A 23,134-nucleotide genomic window follows, 5' to 3' on the forward strand; every position below is an offset into this window, starting at 1 on the left:
TTCGTCCCGAACAGATAAAACTATTTTGGTCAGTTATCGAAAAGAAGTGTATATTGCATTGGAAAAGCATCTTATATCAACTGCGTATGTACGGCTTACCGTCATAGGATTAATTATTACCCTGTAATGATTGCATATAAACAGAATCCAGAACAGCACCTTCCCAATGAATAGCAGGCGGGTATTGTTTCCAACCTTTTTCCGGTGGGGACAGTACCCATGTGGGGACAAACTCGTCCCCCAAAGCCTTATTGTATTCAGGGTTGCTGACGGCATACCTCACTACGATACGCAAAGGATTGCTGACACCCAAAAATTTGGGATATGTCGTTGTAGTATTATATTTCACCCCATCCACATAAAAACCGAACTGGCGTACTTTATGTCCCCCTTTAATGACACCCGACACTTTTTCATAAGTGGCTAAAGTGTATCGGTTACCTTCTGCCAACGCACGGGCTTTATGTATGCTATTATACCATGTCCAGCCGGAACCTGACATTGCGAAAAGATATAAAAGGTAAATGGATAACGAAGTCTTTTTCCCATCCGTAGCCCACTGCTTTTTCAATAGCGAGCCTACTATCATAACAAAAGCCCCCACCCCTAACAGGGAGACACAAACCAAAACCGGAATATTCATGTACTCTATCATACTGTTTTAGAATATTCTTTTCTTCAAATAATATACCAAAAAATCAATAGCTTTGCCGATAACGACACCAAAAACACTAAGTGCCAACGCTATGTAAACTGCAACAATGAACGGTTGTTCGTCTATCCACTTATTGACAAGTACGGACATCCGGGAAAAGACACCACCCGCAACAGTCAGAACGATGGTCAGGGCAATATGTATCTCCACTAGCTTATCCTGTCTGTTTGAATCTATTTCGTCATCTTTTAAATACCTGACAAGCCACAGGCACGGAACAAACAGAAACAACATGAAAAATGCAACAATCGCCATTTCTTCCCCGGAGATTTCATGCAATCCTCTGCCGAAAAAGCGGAAGCCTATTATTATTGCTATACAGGAAGTTATCATTTATGCCACTATTTTTAGTTTGTATTCTTAATCGTACATTCTTTCTCAATAGCCTGACAATTCGTTTCCGGCTATCCTAATTCTTACCACCAGAAGCGCATCTACGGAGAATAGAATTGTATCGGCTTTGTTACTAATAACTCCTGATTCATATCGGATTCTTTAGTTTACAAAGTTACGGATATGACAGGAAAAAGGCAAATTTAAATCAAGAAAAGATAATAAACACACGGATATACGATATTGATAACAATAACAAACAGCACTTCAATCTGCAAAGCAAGCATCCGGAGATACCTGTATCGTTTCAATAGAGATCAACAATTAGACTGATAGGTACTTTCAACTAATCTTTTTTCATACATTGTGTTTTAAGTAAGGTAATCGGAAGACTGTGAATCAATGGAGCATTCCTGCAGTGTTGAATCGACAAAGATAGGCGCAGCGATGCGCAGCCTTTTTGCGTAACTCAAACTTTTTTGCTGTTTTCTCGAAAAAAATAGTAAAAAACGAATGAACGGGACTTATTTTGCAAGAATACAGAAGAAAAGCAAAGACACATAGGTGATAACTCAACAGTTTTCATACTTTTGCGTATAGCAGAGATATTAATCATTAATCTCCCTACCAACAATAAACACATCATATTATGAAAAGAGCATTTATCTATAAAGACGAGAAATCTCACAAATTCTGGTGTATTGATTATAGTGGCTGTGATTTCTCCGTAAATTACGGCAAGTCCGGCAGCATCGGCAAGTTTGAAATCAAGGAATTTGAAACGGAAGAGGAATGTCTGAAACAAGCTGAGAAACTTATTCGCTCGAAAGAGAAAAAAGGATATGTGGAAGACACCGGATTTGACTTTATGAACAGAATCTATATCGATTCCGAAGAATATGGATTGCACCCCAAAACTTCCCACCCCCAATTTACCGAACACTTTACGGAAGAATTCTACTACGACTGTATAGACGAAGAAGCACCGTTCGGCAGCGATGAGGGAAGTGATACTTTGGATTCGCTTGAAGAAGCTATCAGAAAAAATCCTAATCTCAACTTCACGGATTATCCCCAATATTTAATAGAACATGACTGGGGCATGGAATATATTCCTGTTGAAACTCTCGACCCGGAATCAATAAAAAAACTGGCTTCGAAAAAAGAAATGGACATGACGCAAAGCGACATGGTGACTTACGCTACCGCCTTTGGACAAATAAAAATCACTGGTCGTCTCTCACCCGAATTACAGGAACGGGGAGTAAAGGCTATCAAAAGACTAGCCTTGCTTTGGGAAAATGATTTGTCCGAGATTCAAAACAGAATGATTGATGACTTGCTTTCATTTCCTATCAGAAAGGATTGATAATATGAGACTGACAGGTAGAAAATATATGAGATAGAGGTTAGGAACTACACTATGAGGTGTGGTTATTAATACATTATGAACAATTAAACGAAATTAAAAGTAGAATAAATGAATACAGTAGAATTAGTTTATGCTTTAAAGAGCAGGTTATATGATAATGCCATAAACTTATATAAAGACGCTTACAACAAGCCCGTCGATGGCTCAGATGATTACTCTGAAGCAATAAAGACTTTTCAAACTTTATCTGAAAAAGAGAAAGAGCATATTCTTTTTTTAATAAGAACAGTGATATGGGACACGATGTCTGATCTGTTTTCATGGTTAGATGGAAATTATCTGCTTACCGGGCAGACTGATGATGCCGAGTTAAAGATTAATGAGAACAAAATGAACGGTTATCTACAAGATATTTGGGTCAGTATAGAGGAAGATATGAGTAAAGAGGATATAGAAGAATCTTATTTGCAATAAATGTTCATAACAAACGGATTAACTTCCTAAACGGTTAGTTAGCCGACAGCCATTGATGAATATGAATGAACAAAAATTGATACCTAAAGATAAATTTGATTTAGATGCAGCCAAGCGCCTGTCATTGGCTACCCCTGAACAAGTATCGGCTGTGGCAACCCCTCTTTTGGAATGGATTGCTGACATGAATTGGCCTGTAGCATTAGAGATTATTCATGTCTTACCCAAGTTTCACAAAGAACTTTTACCAAGTATTGAGCCAATACTGTTAAATCGGGAAAATGACATCATTTGGAAATATTGGATTATTAGTCAACTTTTAATTCAATTTCCCAAAGAAAGCCTATTGACGCTACTTCCTATTATACAGGAATATGCCAACCTTATCCCGCATAATGAGGATGAAGAAGATTTGAAGGAAGTATCTTTAGATTTCTTGGCTTGGTATAACAAAAGAGAATGAACTTTCATCAATAATAAACAGATAAATCACCCTAACAACCGATTATCCACTGAACATTTACAACTAATTAAAACAATATAATATGGATAAGAACACTATATTTGAATGCTTTTACACAAAAGCAACAAAAGCGATAGAGAAAATCAGTAAACAAGGTATTAAGGATATTTATGCCATTTCTTTCTGGAAAGACAATGACGAAGATGACCCAAGATGCCCGACAATAACAATTAGTTATAATACCACCTCGCAAGTGAAATCGGAAAAAGCGGATGCCAGTAGCACAATGGAAGCCAAATGGAATTTTGCTTATTGGCTGCAAGAAGATGTTGCAACGATAGGTGGCAATGACAAAAATCTTCGTCAATTATTCAAAGAGGAAGGTTGGTTCTATACCCAACGAGATTTGTCGAAAGCAGAACAACTTGAAGAAGAAGGCGATGATACTGCTTATAAACAATTAGAAGAAAAAGACGAGCAAATGCAATCAGCATTTATGAATATAATCATTTCTGTTGCTCAAGAAATCCATAAAAAAGGTGTGATAAAAGAAAAGTTAGGGAAAGAAATTCCTATTATTATTCACGAATTGGAATACTACGACCTGCCAATCGGGTGGACGACCAAAGGAAATCCCCGACCTTTAATTGATGAGTTCTTGAAATGGTATGAAGAAGGTTGCAAGTAAGGTTAGTAACAATTAGCTCATGACATGGAACAAAAGAAATTAACTGAATTATCATTAGACGAACTTTGGCAATTATTCCCCATAACCCTGACTGCACACCAAGACTGCTGGACAGACTGGTATAAGGAAGAAGCAGAGTTGCTGAAAGAGAGACTTCCCTGCATTGAGCGTATTAGCCATATAGGCAGTACAGCAATTAAAGGAATTTGGGCAAAGCCTATCATAGATATACTTGTGGAAATTCCGAGAGAAGAAAAAATCACCGATTTGAAAGGCACAATTGAAAGATGCGGCTATATCTGCATGGCAGAGAACAACAGTCGCATTGATTTCAATAAAGGTTACACTTTACAAGGATTTGCCGAACGGGTATTTCATCTGCATTTGTGTTATGAGGGAGATAATGACGAATTATATTTCAGAGATTATCTTCAAACAAATGCTGCCATTGCCAAAGAATATGAACGACCTAAACTTGGTTTGTGGAAACAATATGAGCATGACAGGAATATGTACACTTTCTACAAGGGGGATTTCATAAAACAATACACACAGGAAGGGAAACAGCTTTTTACAGGCAGATATGACAATAAGTAACAAAAAGGCTCTTTTATAAATCAGTACAAAACATAAATCACTATCAATAAAAAAAATGGAGAAAGAGGAATTATATATTAAAATCCAAGTGTGTTTGATGTCTATAAATGAGCGTAAAACGATGCAGGCATCCAGTGATACCTGCATCACATTTTGAGTAGAAATCAGCGGCTTGCATCCTTGCGGTTCTTCACTTCTTCCACAAGTTTGGTAAAGGATTTCTCCTTTTTACGTTTCTCATGTTCGGAAGCGGAGAAATGCCACGCTTCCCGACGAAGTTTCAGATAGCTCTCATAAACTTTTGAATCCAATGCGCCACTATTGACTGCTTCTATAACAGCACAGCCCGGTTCGTTGATATGTTTGCAATCCTTGAAACGGCACGACTCTGCATAGTCGGAGATTTCCAGTACTTCGGCAAGAGAATCGGGATTGTCAATAGCCAAGCCAAATTCACGGACGCCCGGAGTGTCGATTAAAACACCCGAACCGTTCATCAATACCATTTCACGACGGGTCGAAGTATGACGGCCTTTTCCTGTGGACAGGCTTATATCAGATGTGAGCAATACCGACTTTTCACAAAGCGCATTCACCAAAGAGCTTTTCCCCACACCCGAAGAACCGACAAATACAACCGTTTCACCTTCTGATATGGATTCGCATAGCCGGAGAATAGTCTCCGGTTGACGGATACTTGTAAAAAAGACGGGTATCTGACAGGCGATATGCTTTATTTGCTTTTCAACACTCTGCCTGTCAAAATTCAAATCGGCTTTATTGAGTACCAACACGGAACTGATATTTTCTTCTAATATCTGAGCCATAAAACGTTCTACCCTGCGGACATTGAAATTATAAAGACACAAGAATTACTCCCGAAAGGAATCATCCGAGAGCAAACGAAAGGAAAGATAAAGATAATAATAAAAAAGATTAAGCAATTTATTTTGTTGAAACAATTGAAAAAACAGACAGAGAAAGATTGGTTAGCCGATAGTTTTTGTATTTTTGAATGTTTTAAAAAACATTCAAAAATGAGAAAAACTTCTTCCACCGCAAATAGAATCCGAGAAAAGTGTAAAGAGTACTTAGTTTCTGCGCTAATATTCATTTTATTTCTCTGCCTATTACTACTCTTCAGATGCAAATCTCGTGGCGAACGTATAAGAGAGCACCGGGAAAAAAGAGAAGCGGCAAAAGTTATGTCAGAAATCCAGGCTATTGAATCGGACAAACACCCTGTATATACCATTCAAGGCAAAAATAAAACACTTGAACTTCCTATGGAAATTACCGACAAAGGAAAACTTGTTTCTGTCATAGTGAACGGCAATAAAACAGGTTTTCAACTATCTGATGAAGATAGTGAGTTCACAGTTTCTCCACAAGGTGTATTGACATGGCATGAGACGGGAGTGCTGACAACTGAAGAAATAGGCGGAGAGGAAACAGTATGGAAACTACAGGAGAATATAGAGAATGACAGCCTCACTATACGTCTGCTTAATGTCCGGATTGGCAACTGCGTACTGCCGGAAGTTAATGCAAAAATCATCCGAACACAAGAATTTCCTTATCTTATGGGAACAAAGGCTTGGAATATGTTATTATCATCTTTGTCGTCAGAACAAACCAAGTAAGTGTTTTCTATCAATTAAAATAGTATCTTTGCCTTCGGCTTTCCGCTAATTACTGTGCGAAAGTGATTCTTTTAATCATATAAATAAAAAGACTATGATCAGATTAAATGTTTTTGTCCGTGTTAACGAAACAAACCGCGAAGAAGCGATTAAAGCAGCCAAGGAGCTGACTGCCTGTTCTTTGAAAGAAAAAGGATGTATTGCTTATGATACTTTTGAAAGCAGTACCCGTCACGATGTTTTCATGATTTGCGAAACATGGCAGAATGCCGAAGTATTGGCAGCTCACGAGAAATCTCCTCATTTCGGCAAGTATGTAGGTATCATTCAGGGATTAGCTGAAATGAAACTGGAGAAGTTTGAATTCTAAATGAACTGCAAGGTTGTCCAAAAAGCCTTGAATTCATAAAATTCCCCTTATTACAAGCTGCTGTAATAAGGGGAATTTGTTGTTTTAGAAACTTTTCAAACTGTCTCGTTAAGTCCGGTATTTCTATCTTCCCAACTAGAATCAGCCCAGATTCTTATGGATAAATGTCCCTTCAATCCAATAAGTTGCGTAATTCGATTCAAATTTCAACAGCACATAGCCCGGGTCAGCAGGACCTCCCGGAAAATGTTCGATAAACCAGTCCTGCCAAAGTTCCTTTTTCATCTTCTCATCGGTTACTACTTCCACTGTTCCTGTTAACGCTACACTGTCTCCCTTATCCTGAAAGCATAATCCGGCTTTCGGGTTTGATAAGAAATCAAGTGTTTTCAATGAATCTGCTCCAGTAGACATCCAAATGGTGGAAATGCCTTCCGCGGAGATTTTACTCATTGGTACAGGACGGGGATAACCTTCTTTATTTACGGAAGCAAGGGTAACAACCTCACATCTCTGCAACAGTTCTACTGCTTTCTCTTTCATTGTTTTAGCGGTCATAATCTGATTGTTTTTTATTACCTTGCAAAGGTAACGGTATATCATTCCGCTTTATTGTAAAAAATCGACTTTTACCAATCTACTTTCGTGGCTCAACATAAGTAAGCGTTGTATCTTCCGGAACTGTAAGTGAAAGAAATGATGCAGGTGTATTGCCTGACATTGACTTAATTTCTTTCGAGAAATGCGCTAAATCATAATATCCCGCATCAACTGCCGTAGTCAGCAAGTTCACAGATGTTGTATTTCTCAACAACTCTACAGCATTTTTGAATTTGACAATACGGCTATATTCTTTGGGGGTGAAGCCGGTGTAATGCTTGAATTTTCGCTCAAAATGACGCTGGCACAAACAGACTTCATCCATCAGACTGCGGACTGAACGCTTTCCTCCGGAATGATTAATCATATTCACCGCCATAACCACACGAGAATCGGCAGGCTGATAATGCCGGGTCAAATACATTAATAAATATTCCTCCACTACTCGTATTCGATCTGCGACAGACTTTTGTTCACTTAATCTTTCAATAAAGGTATCATCAAAAACAGCTTTCATCTCATTGGTACTGATTCTGCTGTTTACAAACTCATGCAGAGATAAGTTGGTGAAACAAGATAACCCGGAAGGTAAAAAACGAACGCCAAACATATGAATGGATTCAGCATAAGTGACAAGTTCGGAATACTTTGTCATCGGCCCTACAAAATAGGAACGGTAAGGTTGCATAATCAGGCTTTCCTCTTCCACAGCAGTAGCCACCTCCCCCAACGTAAAAATAAAATCGGTGCAACCATCCGGCAGGATATGGATGCGCATACCATATTCCGGATTGCCTTTAAATTCCCAATAATTATCAATATAGGGAGCAAGCAGATGAGAAGGCTGATATTCTGTGTACATTTATCTATTTTGCACGCAAATATAACGAAAATAAATTCTAATCAACGATACGTCCGTTTGCCTTTGCTTTCCGAAGCCACTCTGGAACCACTTCTTTCAGGAATTTATCTTTGGCTGCCCTTTCAGCAGCCATATCCAAACCGATATATTGTTGTGCCTTCTCTTTTGTCGAAATATCCGGAAGTGGAACATTACCCGTATACCCGTGCGACACCAGGATTTTGCTGATAGCCATACGGGCTTGGAATGCTTTATTCAACCCATGTCCCAAAATACGCATTGTCTCCTGTGGTGCATGAAAAGAACCGCCATGCGACGCTACACCAAAATCCCATCTCCACTGTGCCCGGCGAATCAACAGCAACACTTCTTTCATTTCGTTTTCTGCAGCTCCTCTGTCCCAGGCGAACTTGGCCTCGATATGGGCTTTGGTCAGTTCTTTTTCTAACAGGACACGCAGTTCGTTCGCTTTCCGCTGACGTTCATATACATTTTTACAGAGTGTCTCCTTACTCCCACGATGGCAAGTCTGACAAGTACGTTCAATCACAGCCAACGGATTCTGAATATGATGGTCGCTATATTTTACACCGCCTTCATCATTGTAAGGCATATGGCAGTCGGCACATGACACACCACGCTGACCGTGAATGCCCATTTGGAAAATCTCATAATCGGGATGCTGCGCCTTCAGTATAGGGGCACGACTCAACTGATGGATATAATCGGTAAATCCGATTTCATCATAATACTCTTCTATATCTTCGACCGTGAAACCTTTATCCCAAGGATAAGTCGGATACTTTATATCGCCTTTGAAATAATATTCTGAATGGCACTGTGCGCATACCAACGAACGCATCTCCTGCGGACTAGCCTGTGTGATGTCCCTACCCTGACGCCGGAATGCTTCTACAAGAGACGAACGGCTGATGTGCAAATCCATATTCTTAGGTTCATGACAATCGGCACATCCCACAGGATTTACAATTTCGACTCCCCATGCAGCCCACTTATTATTATAAAAGGAATCCACTCCGATAGCTGCTATCATGCGAGGTGTATCCGGACTTTTACACATCCAGCAACTCGCTGGCTGAGGGCCGTCAACAGCACTCACAGGGGCACCGGTACGAAGAGAACGAGTGACATCCTGCAGAGCATACATGTGTCCGCGCGGTGTGGAATAATCCTTAGAAAAAGTATAGCCAGCCCATAAAACGACCATCTCGGGACGTTGCGCCAAAATATCAACAGATATTCTTCCATTCAGGTCGCTGCGCAAATCGGTCGATGTCGTATCAACCCACGTTTTATATTCACGCAGGTAGTTTTGGGAGAAAACGGAGCTGCGTGATTCTATTCCGGTTATCTCAACCTTCTTGTTATAAACCGTATCGTTTACAACTTCCGACCTGTGTTCCATCAAGAGTGAAATAATTACTCCCGATGCAAAAATAACAGCCATTGCAAAGCCGAACAGTAACCATCCCTGCCAGGGTTTCAGTTTATCTTTCATTGTTTGTTTTTCCTTTTAGGTGTAACGCTGTTTATTGTATTAAATTGTATTTGCCAAAGATAGAATAACGGAGAAGCAACTGCCCTTGCCCACTTCCGACTGTACCTCTATACGACCTGCCAGTCGCTCGATAATCACTTTGCAAATGGAAAGCCCCAACCCACTCCCTTGTTCAAACTCATCCGTCTTGTAGAAGCGGTCAAAAATCATCATAAGTTCTTTATCGTCAATGCCCTTGCCGGTATCTTTTACATAGACGCAAATTTCCTGTTGTTCTTTATTCATTTTACATCCCAAGGTAATCATTCCCGTTTTGGTAAACTTGTTTGCATTATTCAGAAAGTTGGAAATGACCTGCGTAAAACGGAAGTTGTCGATGTTAACAGGCAAAGAAACCGTTTCATCCAGTTCGAGAAGAAATTGCAATGAAGGCTGGATCAGCGTTTGATAGGTCATATAAATCTCTTTCACTGTTTTTGTAATATCACACTCCTTAATCTCAAAGGACAAACTTCCCGAATCCAGACGGGATATCTCTAATACATCATTCACCAGTTTTAAAAGCAAATCATTGTTATTATTGACTATTTCAAGCATGGCTGCTCTTTCTTCCGGTTCTATCTCGTCCGATCCTTCGCCTACCAGCAGATTGGTGAAACCGACAATGGCATTAAGCGGTGTACGGATTTCATGACTCATGTTATTCAGGAATGATTGTTTCAATTCGGCTTTTTCCGCTATCTGTTTCGCAAGGATTAACTGTTGTTCATGTTCTACCAGTTTCTGTATGTTCTGCATGATGCCTGCCAACATAACCTCTCCTTTCGCATCTTTCAAACTACTGCACCGAAACTCATACCATTTGTAATCCGTTCCTTTCGTTTCAAAGCTAAAACGTATTCGTTGTATTTGCATACCGGAAGATTTATGAGACGTCTCATAAAATGAACTCAGCAACTGTACATCGTCAGGATGAGTATATTTCATCATATCCTCCTTTGTGAATCTACGCTGTGCAAGCCCGACCAACTGTACATAATTGTCATCAAACTCAAGAACACCTTCCTGAATATTCCAAAGTGAGATTTTACCCCCATCCATAGAAAGCGTCAGTCGCTTGTGGACTTCTTCCAATATTTGAAGATTCCGCCGTTCCATCAACGAACGCCGATGTGTACGCAGCAGACTGATGGTAACCAAAATAAAAGAGAGTACGAATACCCCGCCCAGGATATAAAATTCTTTCCGGTAGCGGTCATAAAACGGATAATTAATCATACGAACATTTTTCGGAACATTACTAACATTGCCTGCATATTCGGAAAAATACATCCAGTCCAGCACATATTCTTTTTCCAGCTCCCTTATTTTAGGCATTCCGATCTTCTCTTTCTTCAAAAGGTGCATAGCAAGACCGACAGTAGCCCTTGCCGAAATCTCTTCCGTAGCCATATAGCCGCCTACTATTTTGGCATTTTCACCAAAACCTTCACGAATACAACTAAACGAAGGAATATTCAAAGCGGTTACTATCGGAATTGACATCATATCCAACTTGTCCAGCAAAAACGCTTGTTTTTCCTGCTCTCTATTTGAATGTTCCAGCATGACCAGCAGAGCGGCTCCTTTTATATAGCGAAAGGGACAGAGACTTATGGTCAGTCCACTCCTTTTAATACTATCATTTGCCAAGCCGGGTGTCAGATTGAAATATTCAATCATCTCCGTCAAATGCTTATAATCGCATTCTTGTACATATGCTTGCTGGTAACCCAGCACTCTTACATTTTTCCTGTCAACCACTCTGGAAAGTTTAGCAAAAGATTTATGCCCGAGGAAAGTAAGGTCTATGTTATAAATAATCTCCATATCGGTATGGGGATACAATGTTTTTATAAAATCAATATTACGTTTCAGGTCAGGACTGTCACGCAATACATACACTTTCTGCGAATCGTATTCTTCTATCAATTCTTCATTTGGAAAATGTACATTACAAGCTACCACAGGAATGGAAGATAACAACCGATGACGAGTGGATAAAAGAGAATAGATTGCATGGTCGCCAATAGTCAGAATAAGATCTGTGGATTTACTTTCAAGCAGTTCCAAATATTTCCTTGTATGCTCCACTTCCTCTTTCTCATTAAATTTATTGCAATCAAGATAAAACGTATCAAATATGGGCTCTATTCCTTGTTGCCGGAACTCCTGGCACAACAGCTTCTCCATGTTTTTATTACCGATATCATTTATAGACATGGAATAGATTAGGGAAATACGCTTGGAAGACAAATTATTAGTGGCATACCAATGTTTGTAGTTTAGTCCACTTATAAAAACGAACAAGGAAAGAATGAAAATTAAAAGGTATGTAGATTTAAAGTATGTTTTGCTCATGTCCTTTGTTTATGTAGAGCAAAAATACGACAAATTCCGTAATAGAGAGATTTTTTGGAGAAATATTTTTCCTTATGCCTGTTTTAGTTCATTTTTTAACCAAAACTCTCTGTTTACCAATCCTGTTATTATATTTTTCCAACCTCATTTTTTATACTATCTTTGCCATGGAAAAAACAAAAGAAGCAATGAAAAATTTTGCAGCGATCGACTTTGAAACAGCCAATGGCAAACGTACCAGCGTATGCAGTGTCGGTGTTGTCATTGTGAGGGACGGTAAGATTGTGAATAAAATCTATCGGCTGATTCGTCCTGCTCCTAATTATTACACGCAATGGACAACGGCTGTTCACGGACTAACTTATGACGATACAATAGAAGCCGAAGATTTCCCCGATGTATGGGCTGAAATCAAGCCGCTGATAGAAGGGCTGCCGCTTGTAGCGCACAACAGCCCTTTTGACGAAGGTTGTCTCCGTGCGGTTCACGAATTATATGATATGACTTATCCTGACTATAAGTTTTATTGTACTTGCCGTACTTCGAGGAAAGTATTCGGAAAAGAGCTGCCCAATCATCAGTTACATACGGTAGCGGAACGATGTGGATATAACTTGGAGAATCATCACCACGCACTTGCTGATGCCGAGGCCTGTGCCAAAATTGCATTACTTATTATTCCCGAACCAAAGAAAGCGAAACCGGCAAAAAAGGCTGATAAAGATACGCACGTCAGAGATTTATTTGATTGATTCAATTATCTTTCAATCGGTGACGACAAAAAAGGACAAATAAAAAACACTACAACTATTATTTCAATCAATAATAGCCGTAGTGTTTCTATGATAAAGTGCTAATTATGTACTCCGATTAGAGGATAGACTTAGCGATACCCATTTCCAAACCGCGAAGTTCCGCCAATCCACGAAGGCGGCCTAAACAGGAATATCCGGGGTTTGTTTTCTTCTTCAAGTCGTCAATCATCTGATGTCCGTGGTCGGGACGCATAGCGATAGAGCATTTACGACGTTGTTGCAGAAGGATAAGAGCCTTCATTACGCTGTACATATCTACATTTCCTTCCAAATGGTTAGCTTCATAGAAGTTACCTTCTTCGTCACGTTGTGTACTGCGCAAATGTACGAAGTTCACACGGTCACCGAAACGTTCCATCATACCGGCAAGGTCATTATCGGCACGTACGCCGAAAGAACCTGTACACAGGCAAAGACCGTTGGATTCGTTAGGTACGGCTTCAATCAATTTCTTGAAATCCTCTTCCGTACTCAAGATACGCGGCAGGCCTAAGATTGTGTAAGGGGGGTCGTCCGGGTGAATCACCAACTTCACTCCTACTTCATCGGCTACGGGAGCAATTTCCTTCAAGAAGAAAATCAAGTTGGAACGAAGTTTTTCAGCGTCAATGTCATTGTAACGGTCGAGTGCTTCCTGGAATTGCTCTACTGTGAAGCTTTCTTCAGAACCCGGAAGTCCGGCAATCATATTGCGAACCAACAGTTTCTTATCGTCTTCGCTCATCTGTTCGAAACGAGCTTTTGCTTTAGCTATTTCTTCAGGAGTATAGTCTTTTTCCGCATTCGGACGTTTCAGGATAAAAAGGTCGAAAGCTACAAAAGCTGCTTTCTCAAAGCGGAGCGCTTTAGAACCGTCGGGCATTGTATAAGCAAGGTCAGTACGTGTCCAGTCCAATACAGGCATGAAGTTGTAGGTAACTACCATTACGCCACACTTCGCCAGGTTACGGATGCTTTCCTTGTAGTTTTCGATATATTTCATGAAGTCACCAGTCTGCGTCTTGATATGTTCGTGTACAGGTACACTTTCTACCACAGACCATGTCAGACCTACTTCTTCAATCATTTGCTTACGCTTCATGATTTCTTCCACTGTCCATACTTCACCATTCGGAATGTGATGAAGTGCGTTTACTATGCCGGTAGCACCTGCCTGCTTAATATCCCACAAGCTCACCGGATCGTTAGGCCCATACCAGCGCCAAGTTTGTTCACATAAATACATATATAATTCCTATTTACAGATTACTGATTATGATTATTTTAGATAGAGAATGCGTCAAAACCACCGTCGATAACAGCTACTGTACCTGTCACGAAGTTAGAAGCATCACTAATCAGATAGTGGATTGTTCCATAAAGGTCTTCCGGTTCGCCAAAGCGGTTGAATGGAGTATGAGCAAGAATTGTCTTTGAGCGGTCGGTCAAAGAGCCGTCAGGGTTAGTCAATAATGTACGGTTCTGCTCAGTCAGGAAGAATCCCGGAGCGATAGCATTTACACGCAAGCCATTACCGAATTTCAGAGCCAGTTCGCCTGCCATATATTTAGTAAAGTTAGCGATAGCTGCTTTTGCCGCACCGTAACCAACTACACGAGTCAACGGACGAAGTGCCGATTCCGAGCAGAAGTTTACGATAGAACCCTTCTTCTGTTCTACCATGATTTCAGCAAATACCATTGTAGGTAATACTGTACCGAACAAGTTCAAGTCTACTACCTTTTTGAATGCGTCAATCTGCAAGTCGAAGAAAGTTTTGTCCGGTGCAATTGTTGCACCTGCCATATTACCGCCTGCAGCGTTCAACAGTACATCAATACGGCCATAGGCTTTCATGATTTCTACCTTGTTACCTTCCAGTACTTCCTTGTCCATTACATCAGTATAAAGGAACATAGCTTCGTTTCCTTCAGCCTTGATGCTCTCTACCAACGCTTTTCCCGCTTCTTCGCTTCTGTCGAGTACAACAACTTTTGCACCTTCCTTAGCGAGGTATGCAGCAATTCCTTTACCTAAAATTCCGGCTCCACCGGTGATAACAACGACTTTGTCCTTTACGTTAAATAATTCATTCATGGTTTCTAAAATTTATATGTTTACAGTTTATTGTTCAGATAATATTTCAAGTTCTCCTTGAGGAGAATATCTATCGGCATCAGGTTTACTTTTTCCGAATGTTGCTTGAATAGCAAATGACTACATAAAGACTTGATTCCTTCATACCCCTGTCGTTCGGGACGCTGTGCAACCAATGCGGTAATGACACCTTCCGAAAGTAATTGTGTATTTCTCTCGATAAGGTCATAACCTACCAGTTTCACCGATTGCATGGTTCTTGCTTTCAGATAATTCCCCAAAATATAGCAGGTAGAATTGAAAATAACAGCTCCTTCGATGTTGGGATTTGCTTCAAAGATTTCATCCAGTTTAGTGAAATTGTACACCGAGTCATTGATTTTCAACTCCACTTCATGCAGATTCCCAGTGAAGCCTATATCTTTCAGATAACGGCAAAATCCTTCCCTACGGTTTTTCCCCTGATTAGAGTCATTCTTTCCGCTATGGATAATTCGTGCCATGAGAATATCGGAAGCAGGAGAAATCCTGTCTGTCAGCAGTCTGGCGGCAATAACTCCGGCATCATAAGATTCCGTACCGAAATAGGCTAACTGATGCTGTCCCTCAATGTTGGAATCGACATAAATATAGGGAATCTCGTATCGGTCAAGTTCCCGCGAAAGCCGGATAACGGAATCGGTAAATAACGTAGCAATCAACACTCCGTCCACCTTTTCATCCAACAGATTACGGACTATGTCATCAAAAGTCTTATTGTTATACTGGTCAAAGAAGAGTTTAGTAATCGTTATATTATAAGACTCCATCTCAGAAGCTGCCTTATCAATACCTTCTGAAATGGCTTCCCAATACTCTCCCTGAACAAAAGACGGGGTAATTGCAACAAAGTGATACTGCTTTTTGGACGCTAATGAACGTGCCATGAGATTCGGCTGATAATGAACCATCTCCAAAATAGTCTGCACCTTTTTCCTGTTTTCCTCAGATACCCGTCCACGATTATGAATAACCCTATCCACTGTACCGACGGAGACACCTGCCATTTTAGCAATGTCCACAATACGAATATTTGAGAATTCTTTGTCCATTCTTAATAAGTATCTTGTTTTTCGCTGACAAAAGTAAAATGAATTATTGAATTAAGCAACAGTGTGTGCGCACACACATGATAACACAACACCAATTATTATACTAATTATCAACTAATTACATCAAAACGAGTTTAAACACATATGTTGTTAAACATAAGAAAAAGTATAAAAGCAGCAAGAAAAAGTAGTCCCGAAAGGGAGTAAAGAAGAGAAAAGAAAGACTTTTCATTCCGAAAAAGAATAAAAAAGAAGAGAAAAAACAACAATGTGTGTACGGACACACAAGAATATTCAATACAGATAAAAAACGAATGGAATGGAAAAGAAATTGGTAATCAATTAGATATTAACTGACTACCAATTCCGGGAATATTATTTCCCTAACTTTTCTTTTGCTTTTCCAGCCACTTTATCAGCTTCTTCTGCTACTTTATCAGCAATTTCAGCACCGGTTTCCACAGCTTTAAGTCCGAGATTCATTGCCTTTTTTTCTGCACAAGCCGCTGCCGCTTCAGCATCACGACCAATGCGGTGGATAGCATCATAAATATCACTTTCCAACTGCTTTGCTTTTGCTGTGCGTGAAAGACGATAAGCAACTGCACCGAGGATTGACCCGATTCCAAGTCCAATCCAGAAATTTCCATGTTTACATTCCATAATTAAGTTCAGTTTTTAGATTAAAAAATAATATATAGATTTCTTACTTAGCTTTTGAAAATAAAGAAGCAATCCATAATACAAGAATAGCCCCTACAGTAGAAGTTATCAAACTTCCGATCAATCCCGAAGCTGCAAGTCCGAAAAGGGCGAATACCCAACCACCTAACACACCTCCAAGAATACCAAGTAACAAATTTATGACAAGACCAAAACCTCCGCCGCGCATAATTTTGCCTGCAAGGAATCCGGCCACAATACCAATAATAATATACCAAATAAAGCCCATATCATCCTCCTTTTTTATTTAACAACAGCAGGTGTGACGAATAGTTCAGTCAGTCAAAAATGAATTAACGACAATTTACAATCCTTAGTTTTAGGGGAGATATTACAAAGACTTTCTTCATATCATATAGAATTAATCGTAGTAAATATATTAAGAAACAGGAAGTTTACGTACCTTTGCAGCCAATTTTTTCAGGAACATCTCTAAAGAACAGGTATTATGGTACAGAATCAGGAACAACCCGTAGGAAAAATAACATTCTCCATTTTAATCGCATTGAGTCTTTCACACTGCCTCAACGACCTTTTACAATCCGTAGTTTCAGCAGCTTATCCACTATTCAAAGATGATTTAGGACTGAGTTTTGCCCAAATCGGTCTTATCACATTGGTTTATCAACTTTCGGCATCAGTCTTTCAACCAATTACCGGAATCATTTTTGATAAATATCCCGTTGCATGGTCGTTACCTATAGGAATGAGTTTTACAATGATAGGTTTGATAAACTTAGCCCTTTCCGATACTCTTCATTGGATATTAATATCTGTCTTTTTAATCGGAATCGGTTCTTCCGTATTGCATCCGGAAGCCTCGCGTATCACATTCCTTGCTTCGGGCGGGAAACGCGGGTTGGCACAGTCACTCTTTCAGGTAGGCGGCAATTTCGGCGGTTCATTAGGTCCTCTACTGGTAGCTCTGCTGGTAGCCCCTTATGGAAGACAACATCTTCTTATATTCGCATTTGTCGCGTTGGCGGCTATTGCTGTCATGTATCCGATATGCAAATGGTACAAGGCTTATCTCAATCGGATGAAGGCTCAGACTGTCAGTGTCAGAAAGCCGGTTCATCTCCCTTTGCCTATGGACAAAACGGCTATCTCTATCGGGATATTATTGATATTGATTTTCTCGAAATATATCTATATGGCAAGTTTGACCAGTTACTATACGTTTTATCTGATTCATAAATTCAATGTTACAGTACAGGAATCACAGCTATATTTATTTATATTCTTGGTTGCTACGGCTATCGGAACATTGGTTGGCGGACCTGTGGGCGACCGCGTGGGGCGGAAGTATGTTATTTGGGCTTCAATTCTGGGAGCTGCCCCATTCAGTTTATTAATGCCTCACGCTAATTTGGTATGGACTATTATCCTTAGTTTCTGTGTGGGATTGATGCTTTCTTCCGCTTTCCCTGCCATATTACTTTATGCGCAAGAACTGCTTCCTACCAAACTTGGACTAATATCAGGACTGTTCTTTGGATTTGCTTTCGGAGTTGCCGGTGTTGCATCGGCTGTGCTTGGCAACTTGGCGGACAAGACGAGTATTGAGTATGTTTATAATATATGTGCTTATATGCCGTTGCTGGGACTGGTCACGTTCTTTCTGCCTAATTTGAAAAAACAGAAAATATAAGATAAGATCCTCAATATAGAAAATAGTCGGCACGCATCCTCACGATGCATGCCGACTCACAAGTTAAGGTCAAAGTCAAAAAATTAAGAGAGCTATTTATAGGTTAGGATTAGCGTTAATTTCTTTTTGCGGGATAGCATATAAATAATAAGTACTGTTTGCTATAAACGGCTTTCCGTTCGGGAAGTTAAGGAACCAATGTCCCAATGGATTCCGCTTGGCAAAGCTGCCACCTTCCTGCCAACAGTCTACTTCCATTTTTTGTTCATCTTCCGACAAGGCTATACGCTCCACAGCTTTTTGCGTACGAAGTACATCTGTAATACCAAATCCTTCTCCCCAAAGTTCGCGGCGACGTTCCATCAGAATCTCATTGATTACATCTTCCTGAGATTTTCCTGTTACCTCATAATCCCCTACTCCACGGGCATTACGCAACATATTCAAGGGTGCTACTGCCTGTGCCAACGCCACGCCATCACGTACTTTTGCTTCAGCTTCAATCAAATACATTTCAGCGGCACGCATCAAGACCAAGTCAGCCGTATCATCTGCACGCATATGGAATTTCTTATATCCCAAATATCCTTCACGCATCCACTGAAACAAAGGCAAACGAATATCACCTTCGGTAAATGTGTCTTTTAAATGAGGATCAGCCATAAAACTGCTATAAGCTCCGACGTATGTGGCATCCAAATAATAGAAATTATAGCTGGCGTCCGACTGGGAAGGAATTTGAGGGAATCCCCATATCCATTCTTTATTGGCAATATTATTAAAACCTTCATACTCGGCAGTAGTTGTCATCAATGTATATCCTGCACGGGCGGCTTCGGCAGCTTTTGCAGCTTCTTCCCACTGTCCGGTCAGCAAATAGGCACGAGCCAGAAGACCGTTGACGACTGCTACATTCGGTTTGAACTTCTGGTTATCACCACTGCGAACATAGTTTTTCAAATAATCCTGCGCCAAGTTCAAATCATCAAAAACACGCTGGTAAACCTGTGCCACTGTCGATTTTCCTTTCGGTACTGTTGCACTATTACTCGGTTCGGTATAAATAGGAACACAAGGTGCATCCTTATCCTTCAAATAGGTAAATTGATAATGCTGTACCAGATGCAAATAGCAAAAAGCACGCAATGCCAATGCTTGTCCCTGTACCTGTCGGAGTTCTTCCGAATCCCCCTTGATAGAAATGGCAGTATTACAATTATCTATCGTTTTATATATCAGATACCAGGCAAACTCAGTTCTACCGTTCGAAGAAAGTGCTATATCATTAAACTGATACGAAGAGTTGAAACCATATTTCGGACGGGAAACAACATCACTTGCCATCATATCATCCAGACACTGAAGCGCCCGATAGCCAATATTGGCATAGGTACTTGAATAATCGAACAGATTATACCAGGCACCATTTACAAGTGCCTCCGCATTTTCGGGTACAGATACCTTGTCCGAACTTACCGCATCTGTGGGATCTGTATCCAAAAAGCTACTGCTACAGCTCGTTGCCAGAAAAAGGCCGGCGACTGCTGCAAGAATGGATTGAATTTTTATTTTTCTCATAATTTAGTCTGAATTTAGAAAGAAACGTTGATACCGCCGGAAATGGTTCGCATAGCCGGATAACGGTAATAAGTGATACCGGTAATTCCCTGTTCAGGATCCAGTCCCTGATTCCGATGAATGGTAAACAGATTATCTCCTTGTACATATACCTGCACACTGCTCAATGACAACTTACTAATCCATTGTTTGGGCAAGTTATAAGAAAGCGTCAGGTTTTTCAATCGCATATACGAATTATTCTGCAAGAAACGGGTAGAAGCCGAGTTCCAGTTATTAGAGGTAGTACTCAATGCAGGAACATCTGTATAGCGATTGTCGGGAGTCCATCTTCTTAGAATCTCCGTCGACCAGTCGCGTCCTTCCAAACTACCATTGTGCAGAATCATCGTAATATCACGATTGTAGATATATCCACCGATACTATAAGCGAAGATCGCCGAAAGATCGAATCCTTTCCAGGAAAGAGACGTATTGAATCCGCCATACACCTTCGGAAGAGACGATTTATTGACATAATAATAGTCGGCCGAACCATAATCGTTTGTTGTGACACGTCTTCCGGTCGGATTCTTATTTGCATCTTTCTCATCCATATACCACAGCGGATCTCCGTTTTCCGGATCTACTCCTGCCCACTCTATCATATAGAAATCGTAGACAGAACGACCTACCTGCAACTTGTTCACGCCACTTCTCGGCATATCCTTCAAAGGAAGATCCGTCACCTTATTCTTATAATGCGTCAGGTTCATTCCCAACTTCCATACCCAACCGTTCTGATTGATAATTGTTCCATTAAGAACCATTTCAATACCCGTATTTTTTAACGCTCCTACATTTTCGTCAATAGAGCCATATCCCAAGGAAGGAGCTATCGGACGCGAATAAAGCAAATCTTTCGAACGACGGGTAAAGAAGTCGAACGAACCGGAAAAACGGTTGTTAAACAGAGAAAAATCGATGCCGACATTAAAGTTCAGGTTCGTTTCCCATTTCAGATTCGGGGTTGCCATACGGTCGGACACTAACGCATTTTCTCCCAAGTTGGAAACAATGGCATAAAGTCCCTTACTTGCATAGTAAGTACCGAGGTTGTCATTTCCCTGCGCACCGTAACTCATCTTCAGAGTCAAGGCAGACAACCAGTCGGAAGTACTTGCCATAAACTCTTCCCGGTCGATACGCCAGGAAGTACCCAGCGACCAGAAATTTCCCCAGCGAGTCTCCGGCGCAAAACGTGAAGAGCCGTCACGACGATAGGATGCCGAGAAGAAGTATTTATTTTGATAATCGTATAATGCTTGGGTCAGATAACCCACCAACGCATAATCAATGCGATATCCCGAACCTCCGGTCAACTGTGAACCGACTACCAGCTCCGGCATATCAGGCTGCGCCATTTTGGAACGTGATGCCGTCAGTTCATCGTAGCGGTAAGAATAAGCCTCCACACCGGCAAGGACATTGAAATGATGTTCACCGATTGTTTTGTCATACGTGGCGATATTGTTCCAAGTCCAGGAGAAAGTACGGGTGTTCATTCGGCTGGAGCCACCCCCGTTTTCCTTGGCAGGGCCTAACTTTGGATTTGTATAATCCAACGTATTGTAGTTTATTAAATCGAAATTAAAACTTGTCTTGAATTTCAATCCTTCTATAATCGTAGCTTCCAGGAAAGTACGGCCGGAAACTTCATCCTTCATTCGCTCTGATTTATCCAAAGGTAAAGTAGCCGGCAGATTCCAGTTTGCCATCGAACCGGAAGGACGATAGGAACCGAAATCATAAATGCGGTCTCCATTCTCATCCAATTTGTAACTACCGTCGATATTCATTTCATAAATCGGATAAAATCCCGGCATGGTACGTCCTGCGGTAATCACATTACTGGTTTTGGAGTCGGAAGAAACCGGATAATTCTGCATGGAATGTGCAAAACTCAGATTGACTCCTCCCTTCAACCAAGAAGTCATTTCGCTGGTGATATTCGAACGAAGATTAAAACGCTGGTAACCGGATTCGAGTGCAATACCTTTGTCATTCAGGTATCCGGCAGAAAAGAAATACTGATTGGCTTTACCGCCACCGGAAACACTTAGATTCAATTCTGTGCGAAGTGCCTGCTGTTCCATAGCGTCACTCCAGTCGGAATTCCATAACGGACGGGCACCCGCCACCAGTTTACCATCTGTACCGACCGGTTGTGCATATTGCGGTCCATAAGGATTGGGACCTCCACCCATCAATTTCGTTACCAATTCCTTGGAAGCCTGTGCGGCAGCAGTTGCGGGAGTATAATCCGAGCTTTTGGCATACTGATTGCGCAATGCTTCCCAATACAGTTCAAAGTACTGGTTCGTGCTGACACGGTCATAATCACGGACAGCGCGATTGGAACCTCCTAAAGACGCTTTCACTTTCACCGTTGCCTTTGAGTCCTGTTGTCCCTGCTTGGTAGTGATGATAATCACTCCATTCGCACCACGTGAACCATATAAGGCAGCCGAAGCGGCATCTTTCAAAACAGTCATCGAAGATATATCATCGGGATTGATAGAGTTGACGCTACCGTCGAACGGAACCCCGTCCACCACATACAACGGAGCACTGGAAGCATTGATAGAGCCGATACCACGAATACGGATTTCCGCATCTGTACCTGGCTGACCGCTTGCAGCACTCGCCTGTACCCCGGACACCGTACCTTCGAGTACACGCGACACACTGGAAGTCTGCAACTTCTCAATCTCTCCTGCCTTCATTGTCGAAGCAGCCCCGGTAAAGCTATATTTCTTGGCGGTAGCATAAGCTACTACCATCACCTCTTCCAGTTCCTTGCTTTCAGATTCCAGCGTAACATTAATCACATTCCGGTTATTGACCGGTTGTTCCACTGTCCTCATTCCTACAAAGCGGAAAACTAATGTACCGTTAACGGGAGCTTCGATAGAGTAATTCCCGTCAATATCGGTAATGGTGCCGGAAGAAGCTCCTTTCAGTTGTACGGAAACACCGGGCAGAGGTTCCCCTTCGGAACTGACTGTGCCCGTCACGCGTTTTTCCTGCTGCGCTTCCGCATACACATTTCCTGCGAAAAGCAGCAGAAACGCTACTAATAAACGTAAATAGATTCTCATAATTTTGTGGCTTAAGATTTATTT

General features: G+C 40.9%; 22 protein-coding genes and 1 pseudogene. 9 read left to right on the forward strand and 14 right to left on the reverse strand.

Annotated features, from left to right (window positions below):
* Positions 1-109 precede the first annotated feature (109 nt).
* Positions 110-655, reverse strand: coding sequence for a hypothetical protein (locus ACGHVY_RS11320; protein ID WP_390599081.1), 546 nt, complete (start codon positions 653-655; stop codon positions 110-112).
* Positions 656-661: 6 nt separating this feature from the next.
* On the reverse strand, positions 662-1,048 hold the full coding sequence (locus ACGHVY_RS11325) for a hypothetical protein (protein ID WP_390599083.1): 387 nt from the start codon (positions 1,046-1,048) through the stop codon (positions 662-664).
* Positions 1,049-1,697: 649 nt separating this feature from the next.
* On the opposite strand from ACGHVY_RS11325, the gene ACGHVY_RS11330 reads away from it, so the two are divergent.
* The 5 genes from ACGHVY_RS11330 (at position 1,698) to ACGHVY_RS11350 (ending at position 4,642) form a co-directional block, all read left to right on the forward strand.
* Positions 1,698-2,417 carry a WGR domain-containing protein gene (locus ACGHVY_RS11330; RefSeq protein WP_390599085.1) on the forward strand — a complete coding sequence of 240 codons (720 nt, stop codon included), beginning with the start codon at positions 1,698-1,700 and terminating at the stop codon, positions 2,415-2,417.
* A gap of 111 nt (positions 2,418-2,528) precedes the next feature.
* Positions 2,529-2,894 (forward strand): hypothetical protein, encoded by a 366-nt coding sequence (locus ACGHVY_RS11335; RefSeq protein WP_390599086.1) that lies wholly within the window; start codon positions 2,529-2,531, stop codon positions 2,892-2,894.
* A gap of 61 nt (positions 2,895-2,955) precedes the next feature.
* Positions 2,956-3,357: a DUF5071 domain-containing protein gene (locus ACGHVY_RS11340; protein WP_390599087.1), complete on the forward strand. Its 402-nt coding sequence runs from the start codon at positions 2,956-2,958 to the stop codon at positions 3,355-3,357.
* Positions 3,358-3,439: 82 nt separating this feature from the next.
* Positions 3,440-4,045 (forward strand): hypothetical protein, encoded by a 606-nt coding sequence (locus ACGHVY_RS11345; RefSeq protein WP_390599088.1) that lies wholly within the window; start codon positions 3,440-3,442, stop codon positions 4,043-4,045.
* Positions 4,046-4,069: 24 nt separating this feature from the next.
* Entirely contained in the window at positions 4,070-4,642 is a 573-nt protein-coding gene (locus ACGHVY_RS11350) for a GrpB family protein (protein WP_390599090.1), read from the forward strand.
* Between the two features lie 164 nt (positions 4,643-4,806).
* Here the strand turns inward: ACGHVY_RS11350 and rsgA are convergent.
* Positions 4,807-5,499: pseudogene (gene rsgA, locus ACGHVY_RS11355) on the reverse strand (ribosome small subunit-dependent GTPase A); the annotation flags it as partial.
* A 96-nt stretch (positions 5,500-5,595) separates the two neighbouring features.
* On the opposite strand from rsgA, the gene ACGHVY_RS11360 reads away from it, so the two are divergent.
* Together ACGHVY_RS11360 and ACGHVY_RS11365 are read left to right on the forward strand one after the other, a co-directional pair.
* Positions 5,596-6,285, forward strand: coding sequence for a hypothetical protein (locus tag ACGHVY_RS11360; protein WP_390599092.1), 690 nt, complete (start codon positions 5,596-5,598; stop codon positions 6,283-6,285).
* 94 nt (positions 6,286-6,379) lie between these two features.
* A complete protein-coding gene (locus tag ACGHVY_RS11365) occupies positions 6,380-6,655 on the forward strand; it encodes a putative quinol monooxygenase (protein WP_390599094.1) in 276 nt (91 codons plus the stop codon).
* Positions 6,656-6,796: 141 nt separating this feature from the next.
* On the opposite strand, the gene ACGHVY_RS11370 is transcribed toward ACGHVY_RS11365, so the two are convergent.
* From ACGHVY_RS11370 to ACGHVY_RS11385, 4 genes are all read right to left on the reverse strand, one after another.
* Complete coding sequence (locus ACGHVY_RS11370) at positions 6,797-7,213, reverse strand: pyridoxamine 5'-phosphate oxidase family protein (RefSeq protein ID WP_390599096.1); 417 nt, start codon at positions 7,211-7,213, stop codon at positions 6,797-6,799.
* Between the two features lie 79 nt (positions 7,214-7,292).
* Positions 7,293-8,117, reverse strand: coding sequence for a DUF6597 domain-containing transcriptional factor (locus ACGHVY_RS11375; protein WP_390599098.1), 825 nt, complete (start codon positions 8,115-8,117; stop codon positions 7,293-7,295).
* Positions 8,118-8,154: 37 nt separating this feature from the next.
* Positions 8,155-9,636, reverse strand: a complete 1,482-nt coding sequence (nrfA, locus tag ACGHVY_RS11380) for an ammonia-forming cytochrome c nitrite reductase (protein WP_390599100.1) — start codon at positions 9,634-9,636, stop codon at positions 8,155-8,157.
* 39 nt (positions 9,637-9,675) lie between these two features.
* Positions 9,676-12,036, reverse strand: coding sequence for an ATP-binding protein (locus ACGHVY_RS11385; RefSeq protein WP_390599102.1), 2,361 nt, complete (start codon positions 12,034-12,036; stop codon positions 9,676-9,678).
* Positions 12,037-12,224: 188 nt separating this feature from the next.
* On the opposite strand from ACGHVY_RS11385, the gene ACGHVY_RS11390 reads away from it, so the two are divergent.
* Positions 12,225-12,788, forward strand: coding sequence for a 3'-5' exonuclease (locus ACGHVY_RS11390; protein ID WP_390599104.1), 564 nt, complete (start codon positions 12,225-12,227; stop codon positions 12,786-12,788).
* Positions 12,789-12,906: 118 nt separating this feature from the next.
* On the opposite strand, the gene uxuA is transcribed toward ACGHVY_RS11390, so the two are convergent.
* The 5 genes from uxuA to ACGHVY_RS11415 all read right to left on the reverse strand — a co-directional run bounded on the left by uxuA (position 12,907) and on the right by ACGHVY_RS11415 (position 16,970).
* Positions 12,907-14,076 carry a mannonate dehydratase gene (gene uxuA / locus ACGHVY_RS11395; protein ID WP_390599105.1) on the reverse strand — a complete coding sequence of 390 codons (1,170 nt, stop codon included), beginning with the start codon at positions 14,074-14,076 and terminating at the stop codon, positions 12,907-12,909.
* A 38-nt stretch (positions 14,077-14,114) separates the two neighbouring features.
* Complete coding sequence (locus ACGHVY_RS11400) at positions 14,115-14,927, reverse strand: SDR family oxidoreductase (protein WP_308746487.1); 813 nt, start codon at positions 14,925-14,927, stop codon at positions 14,115-14,117.
* Positions 14,928-14,947: 20 nt separating this feature from the next.
* A complete protein-coding gene (locus tag ACGHVY_RS11405; RefSeq protein WP_390599108.1) occupies positions 14,948-16,018 on the reverse strand; it encodes a substrate-binding domain-containing protein in 1,071 nt (356 codons plus the stop codon).
* Between the two features lie 375 nt (positions 16,019-16,393).
* A complete protein-coding gene (locus ACGHVY_RS11410; RefSeq protein WP_308746485.1) occupies positions 16,394-16,681 on the reverse strand; it encodes a YtxH domain-containing protein in 288 nt (95 codons plus the stop codon).
* Positions 16,682-16,724: 43 nt separating this feature from the next.
* Positions 16,725-16,970: a GlsB/YeaQ/YmgE family stress response membrane protein gene (locus ACGHVY_RS11415; protein WP_308746484.1), complete on the reverse strand. Its 246-nt coding sequence runs from the start codon at positions 16,968-16,970 to the stop codon at positions 16,725-16,727.
* Between the two features lie 219 nt (positions 16,971-17,189).
* On the opposite strand from ACGHVY_RS11415, the gene ACGHVY_RS11420 reads away from it, so the two are divergent.
* Positions 17,190-18,392 carry an MFS transporter gene (locus tag ACGHVY_RS11420; RefSeq protein ID WP_308746483.1) on the forward strand — a complete coding sequence of 401 codons (1,203 nt, stop codon included), beginning with the start codon at positions 17,190-17,192 and terminating at the stop codon, positions 18,390-18,392.
* A gap of 96 nt (positions 18,393-18,488) precedes the next feature.
* Here ACGHVY_RS11420 and ACGHVY_RS11425 read toward each other — a convergent pair whose 3' ends face one another.
* Both ACGHVY_RS11425 and ACGHVY_RS11430 read right to left on the reverse strand, forming a co-directional pair.
* Positions 18,489-19,970 carry a RagB/SusD family nutrient uptake outer membrane protein gene (locus ACGHVY_RS11425; protein ID WP_390599111.1) on the reverse strand — a complete coding sequence of 494 codons (1,482 nt, stop codon included), beginning with the start codon at positions 19,968-19,970 and terminating at the stop codon, positions 18,489-18,491.
* Positions 19,971-19,984: 14 nt separating this feature from the next.
* Positions 19,985-23,110 (reverse strand): SusC/RagA family TonB-linked outer membrane protein, encoded by a 3,126-nt coding sequence (locus tag ACGHVY_RS11430; RefSeq protein WP_390599113.1) that lies wholly within the window; start codon positions 23,108-23,110, stop codon positions 19,985-19,987.
* Positions 23,111-23,134 lie beyond the last annotated feature (24 nt).

The sequence above is a fragment of the Bacteroides sp. f07 genome, from assembly GCF_042854785.1.
Taxonomy (GTDB): domain Bacteria; phylum Bacteroidota; class Bacteroidia; order Bacteroidales; family Bacteroidaceae; genus Bacteroides.